This window comes from Photorhabdus aegyptia (genome assembly GCF_000612035.1).
In the GTDB taxonomy this organism is placed as follows: domain Bacteria; phylum Pseudomonadota; class Gammaproteobacteria; order Enterobacterales; family Enterobacteriaceae; genus Photorhabdus; species Photorhabdus akhurstii.
The window spans coordinates 1-4,972 of sequence record NZ_JFGV01000111.1 but is presented as its reverse complement, the minus strand read 5'-3'; the positions used below and the strand labels follow the sequence as shown (position 1 = coordinate 4,972).

Below are 4,972 nucleotides of genomic sequence, written 5' to 3'. Positions count from 1 at the left end.
CTGCTCACCTGGGGCGAGCCGGAATGCTGGCCGGTGCTGACGGTCAATGACCCGCGGAATCTGACGTGTCATCTCAGGTTTTGCGGGCAGTACGAAGACGAGGAAAGCGGTTTATTTTATAATCGGCACCGTTATTACGAGAGTGATACGGGCCAGTACTTATCGCCGGACCCTCTGAATCTTAGTGGTGGCATTAACCCGTACGGGTATGTCCATGATCCGGTAAACTGGATTGACCCTCTAGGGTTGACGGGTTGTTCGCCATCAACAGTCATGCCTAAAAAGCAGCTCCCTCATACAGTCGTTAATGAGCTGAAAACATTTAGAGGTAAGGATTACCATTTCGGAAATCAGACTTTTAAATTAGACAAAGCAGGAATGAAACATATTCTTGAGCGGCATCACCCTGATTTTTGGGATGGTTCAGTCAAAGCCAAACAAAGTTTCTTCTCCCGTGATATGTCAGTAAATAATGTTACTGATGCCATTGGTGATATAATGAAACAAAATAGAGATACACTAATAAGTAAAGGATCTATTGGGAAGTATCAAATTTCAGGACAATATAAAGGTCAGGACTATGTTGTAGGCTTTAAAAATGGAAGAATAGGCCAATTTTACCCAGGAAAATTATGATACGTATAAATACATATATCAAAACAAAAGACGAGTATATTGATATTTTTCAATATGATGGAAAAATAAAAAACGTTGACTATATTGACGGTGCATTGGAGCTGACCATCAATGGTAAGAACCTTATCGATAAGACAATGTATGACTATATTGATGATCTCTGGAGCTATCTATCTGAAGGTTTATCGTTACTTTACGATAATAAAGAATTTAAATGCTATTTCCCTGATCAACCAATAGAAGTTAGATTTATTCCATCAAAGGGTGACAGAGTAGTTGTAAGTGTGAATTGTCATTCAGAAACTAAAACTTCTATTGATAGAAAAGAATTTTTAATTTCTATGCGCGATCATGCAATAAAATTCTTTGAAAAATTAGAAGAATTAAGCCCTAGAACAGTGGGAACAAGGAAAGCCGCCATGCAATATTTAGAAAAGATAACCTTCTGATACTATTATATTTTTTAATAAAAAAGCCGGAATCGCTTCCGGCTGGCTTCTTTCTTACCGTGGCCCATACCCGTGATACGCCAGTGCCGACTGGAGCCGCCCTATCGCAGCCTTGATAACCCAGGCTTCCGTATCATCAACCGCACAGGCCCGTATCTCCGCCCAGTTCAGCCGCCTAACCAGTTGGGCCAAGGCCAGCGCTTCAAGGTGAGATATCATTTTACTCGTCCAGATGGCTCCAAAATAGTAATACAGGAACATTCAGCAGGGCATATATATGGCCCACCGGGGACTCCTGGAAATCAGGGGCCTCATTTTAATCCTAGAGAATATAATCCTGCGTCTGGAGATGGATTTAGAAACAAAAGTGTCGATGGATTACCAGAACATTATAATTTTCCTTGAGGCAAATAAATGTGGTTTGATCATGCTATTTTTAAAGAAAAAATTAAGTTCATGTTTAATAATGAACTATCGATGGAACACGTTGAATTTGAACAATTTTTATATTATGACACATCTAGATTAAAACTTTTTTTCTGTAGCAAAAATATACCAAATGTTATTCCAGAAAAATGGAGGAGGAAAAAGTTTAATTGTTTTATGATCACATTGACATGTATTGATGTTTCTGTATTGGAAATTAATGGGGGAGGAGTTGCATTTGAATGTACCCCCATTATTGAATCAACGAAGGAAAAAACAGAAATTACAATAAAAAATGATGGCTTTTACCTCCATTGTTCTACCAGAACAATGGTAATAGAGGATATTACACCGCATTGGGATGTACGATGGACTAAATAATATAAATAGCCGGAAAGATCCCCGTGATCTTCCGGCCTTCTGATGATCTATCTTGGCGTACAGCTATGTCCATGATCCGGTAAACTGGATTGACCCGCTTGGGTTGGCGGGATGTCCGGGGGCTAAATACCAACCTGAGGAAGTATTAGGTCGAAAAGTTTATAAAAATACACAAGATGTAACACCGGAAGCGCCTAAATTTGTACATAGTAGTGTCAATAGAACGGTTCAGAAAAAAATTGCAGATGGCTGGACTAACTTAGATTTAATGAAAAATGGCTATGCCCCAATAGGACCTGATGGAAAACAGATAAACTTGCACCATGTTATTGGGAGAGAGCCTGGTCCAATGGTTGAAATAGTTTCTTCAACTCACAAACAGTACCATAAGCCATTACATGGTCTCATTGAGAATGGAAATAGTTTTAGACAAAATAACTCTTTAGCTTATCAATATGATAAATTCAGAAAGAATTATTGGAAAACCAGAGCACTAGATTTTATGTGAGATAAGATATGAATAAGATAGAAGCATTAGTTCAGAAGTTATCCTCCTTATGCGAAGACGAAGTTGTTTGGCATACTCCAGTAGACAACGAACAAATCCGTATCTTAGAAAAAACGTTGAATATAATCATTCCTGATGATTATAAATTTTTCTTAAAAAAAACAGGTGGAGGTGGTGTTGTAGAACAAGAAATATCAGGCATTGAAGATAATAATGCGTTAATAGATTATGGTGGTACTATCTATGGTGATACAACACGATGTCGTTCTGAATTTCAATTACCTAAATATCTGGCAGTTATTTATATGGTAGAAAATGAAATTTATTGGTGCATTGATAGTTCACCTAGTAACTTTGGAAAAATTGTAAACTATGACCCATATCTTAAAAAGGTAGATGCTATTATAAGCGATAGTTTCACTTCTTTTTTTGAAGAATATGTTGAACTAAGGACTCAATAATTTTTATAAAAAACTAACCAAGCCAGCTGAATAAATCTCAACTGGCTTTCATCTTCATTGAGTCTCTGGATTTTTGACTATTGATAATATCACTCCTTGTTTAGATCAACAGCAGTAATCATAATATTTATTCTAATGAAGTAAGGCAGGAAATAGAAATAGTTCGACGTCAGCATGAAAATGGTAATATTAATGATCGAGAGGCTAGGGATGCTATAAGAAAGATTCAAATGGATATGAAAAATAAGATCTGGTCAGGAAGAGTAACTACAACAAAGTGTGGGAGATTGAATTGATGAATTACTATGTCTTAATGAATGATTATAAATCCTCAGTAATACCAAGATATCTTCATGCTATTGTAGATACAAAAAAACAAGTAAATAACAATTGGGATTATAACGGCTCTGAATACTCATTCCCCTATTACATGAAAGAACCAGAGTGCCCCAATCAATTGTTTTTATTATGTAATAAAAATATAGGAGCTCTGCGGTTTAATTATTATAATCACGGAGCAAGCCATATTATATCTGATAATTTCATTGATTTATTTAGTAATTTAAAAATTTGTGAAGTTATATCTAAAAAATTAATAGCAACTTCAATCAAAGATGGTAATATACTTAGGGATGATTTTAATTACATGTATTTCATAGGTGATGATACTCTTCTAGATTTGGATAGATCTGAATTAGAAGAAGACAGGTTTGGCTCTCTAATTCCTCATAAGTTGACCATTAACAATCCACACTGCATTGATGTATTTACACTACGTAGCACTTTACTTGCTGATTTTTTATTTCTTTCCGAACACGCAACAGAAATCTTTGTAAAGATGAAAGTTAGTGGTGTGAAAATAGTTAAACTAGATGATGCATTTAAAAATTATTGTATAGACTATAGATATGATATCGAAAGTAAAAGAAAAAAAATAAAGAAAAAATTACCATAATGTTAATATAAAATAGCTAAAGGGGATATGAGAAATTTTGTGTCATTTCAGGAAATTAAAAAAAAGAAATGACACACTCCTTGAACCAATGGTGTTACAGGATTACCTTATCATCGTTCTGGTGGTCCTAACCCGTACAGTTATGTCCATAACCCGGCGAACTGCATTGACCCCTTGGGGTTAGCGGGGTGCTCAACTAAACTGGGTAAAAACATGATGGAAGATATGGGATTGCCGCGCTCAACTTCATGGAAGGGACATGAAGCGCACCATGTCATCCCGAAACAGCTATCAGATCATCCTGCTTTGAAAAAAATTGGATATGATATTGATGATGCTAGTAATGGAATATTTTTGAGGCAGCCAGACCCCATCAAAGATAAAAAGGTTGCTACTACAGTTAGCACAATGGCAAGACATCGAGGTAGCCATAATGGATATTCTGCCGCAGTTGAAAAAGCTCTAAATAAAATTGATTTAAACCAGCCTACTAATGTTGTAGCAAAACAAGTTGCTGACATACAAAATAAGGCGAAGAAAGCAATGATGAATGGCATGCCAATTAGGTCAAAAGATATTTCTAAGAATCCTGATATAGGCAAGCAAAGAGCTTTTGAATTGTGGGATAATATATTTAATAAATAGAGGTGTATATGATTGATATAAAAAAAGAATTTGTTATTGAACCAATGGCTTTTCTTTTGTCTGAAAAATTATTTTCAGGGGTTCTTAGCAATCAATCCAGTCGTTATTTAGAAATTCATGATCCTGAATTAGCACTCACTTTATCTTTTGAACAGTTATTACCCGATGGATATTTGGTATGGTTAGATCTCATTGAAAATTCTATAAGTAAATTTAGGTTAAGAAGTGAATTTAATGAAGCTGACGAATATTTAAATGATATAAGTAAAGAGTTTTCTGTTCATTATGATAAAATTTCAATCGCCTATCGAAAGAAAAAAATAAAAAAAGAAAACTCTGACTATGATGATTTTTATTTTGAAGTTTTAGATGAGGTATATTCTCAACTAAACATGTTATCTATTCAAAGGTATATATTAGGTGAACAAAAGGAATCAATCTTAGAGAAGATCTTTGAGATATATAAAGAAGGGTTGTATCCATGCGGAATGACTAAGGATAAAAAGATAGT

General features: G+C 35.1%; 10 protein-coding genes. 9 read left to right on the top strand and 1 reads right to left on the bottom strand.

The features are described 5' to 3' along the window. Positions 1-636, top strand: a 636-nt coding sequence (locus BA1DRAFT_RS24470; protein WP_276525093.1) for an RHS repeat-associated core domain-containing protein, incomplete at its 5' end; no start/stop codon positions are given. Next, positions 633-1,085 (top strand): hypothetical protein, encoded by a 453-nt coding sequence (locus BA1DRAFT_RS21060; RefSeq protein ID WP_036783507.1) that lies wholly within the window; start codon positions 633-635, stop codon positions 1,083-1,085. The genes BA1DRAFT_RS24470 and BA1DRAFT_RS21060, both read left to right, overlap by 4 nt. A gap of 54 nt (positions 1,086-1,139) precedes the next feature. On the opposite strand, the gene BA1DRAFT_RS24300 is transcribed toward BA1DRAFT_RS21060, so the two are convergent. Next, positions 1,140-1,304: a DUF7706 family protein gene (locus tag BA1DRAFT_RS24300; RefSeq protein ID WP_235201201.1), complete on the bottom strand. Its 165-nt coding sequence runs from the start codon at positions 1,302-1,304 to the stop codon at positions 1,140-1,142. Here BA1DRAFT_RS24300 and BA1DRAFT_RS24295 point away from each other — a divergent pair. From BA1DRAFT_RS24295 to BA1DRAFT_RS21025, 7 genes are all read left to right on the top strand, one after another. Next, entirely contained in the window at positions 1,293-1,490 is a 198-nt protein-coding gene (locus BA1DRAFT_RS24295; RefSeq protein WP_072164839.1) for an HNH/endonuclease VII fold putative polymorphic toxin, read from the top strand. The genes BA1DRAFT_RS24300 and BA1DRAFT_RS24295 overlap by 12 nt on opposite strands. 9 nt (positions 1,491-1,499) lie before the next feature. Continuing rightward, a complete protein-coding gene (locus tag BA1DRAFT_RS21050; protein ID WP_036783503.1) occupies positions 1,500-1,892 on the top strand; it encodes an immunity 50 family protein in 393 nt (130 codons plus the stop codon). 52 nt (positions 1,893-1,944) lie between these two features. Then, complete coding sequence (locus BA1DRAFT_RS21525; RefSeq protein ID WP_051560924.1) at positions 1,945-2,400, top strand: HNH/ENDO VII family nuclease; 456 nt, start codon at positions 1,945-1,947, stop codon at positions 2,398-2,400. 8 nt (positions 2,401-2,408) lie between these two features. Next, a complete protein-coding gene (locus BA1DRAFT_RS21040; protein WP_036783502.1) occupies positions 2,409-2,861 on the top strand; it encodes an SMI1/KNR4 family protein in 453 nt (150 codons plus the stop codon). Between the two features lie 295 nt (positions 2,862-3,156). Next, positions 3,157-3,816 carry an Imm43 family immunity protein gene (locus BA1DRAFT_RS21035; RefSeq protein ID WP_036783501.1) on the top strand — a complete coding sequence of 220 codons (660 nt, stop codon included), beginning with the start codon at positions 3,157-3,159 and terminating at the stop codon, positions 3,814-3,816. 213 nt (positions 3,817-4,029) lie between these two features. After that, on the top strand, positions 4,030-4,461 hold the full coding sequence (locus BA1DRAFT_RS21030) for an AHH domain-containing protein (RefSeq protein ID WP_051560923.1): 432 nt from the start codon (positions 4,030-4,032) through the stop codon (positions 4,459-4,461). 8 nt (positions 4,462-4,469) lie between these two features. Beyond that, positions 4,470-4,972: hypothetical protein (locus tag BA1DRAFT_RS21025; protein ID WP_051560922.1), on the top strand; the 503-nt coding region annotated here is incomplete at its 3' end.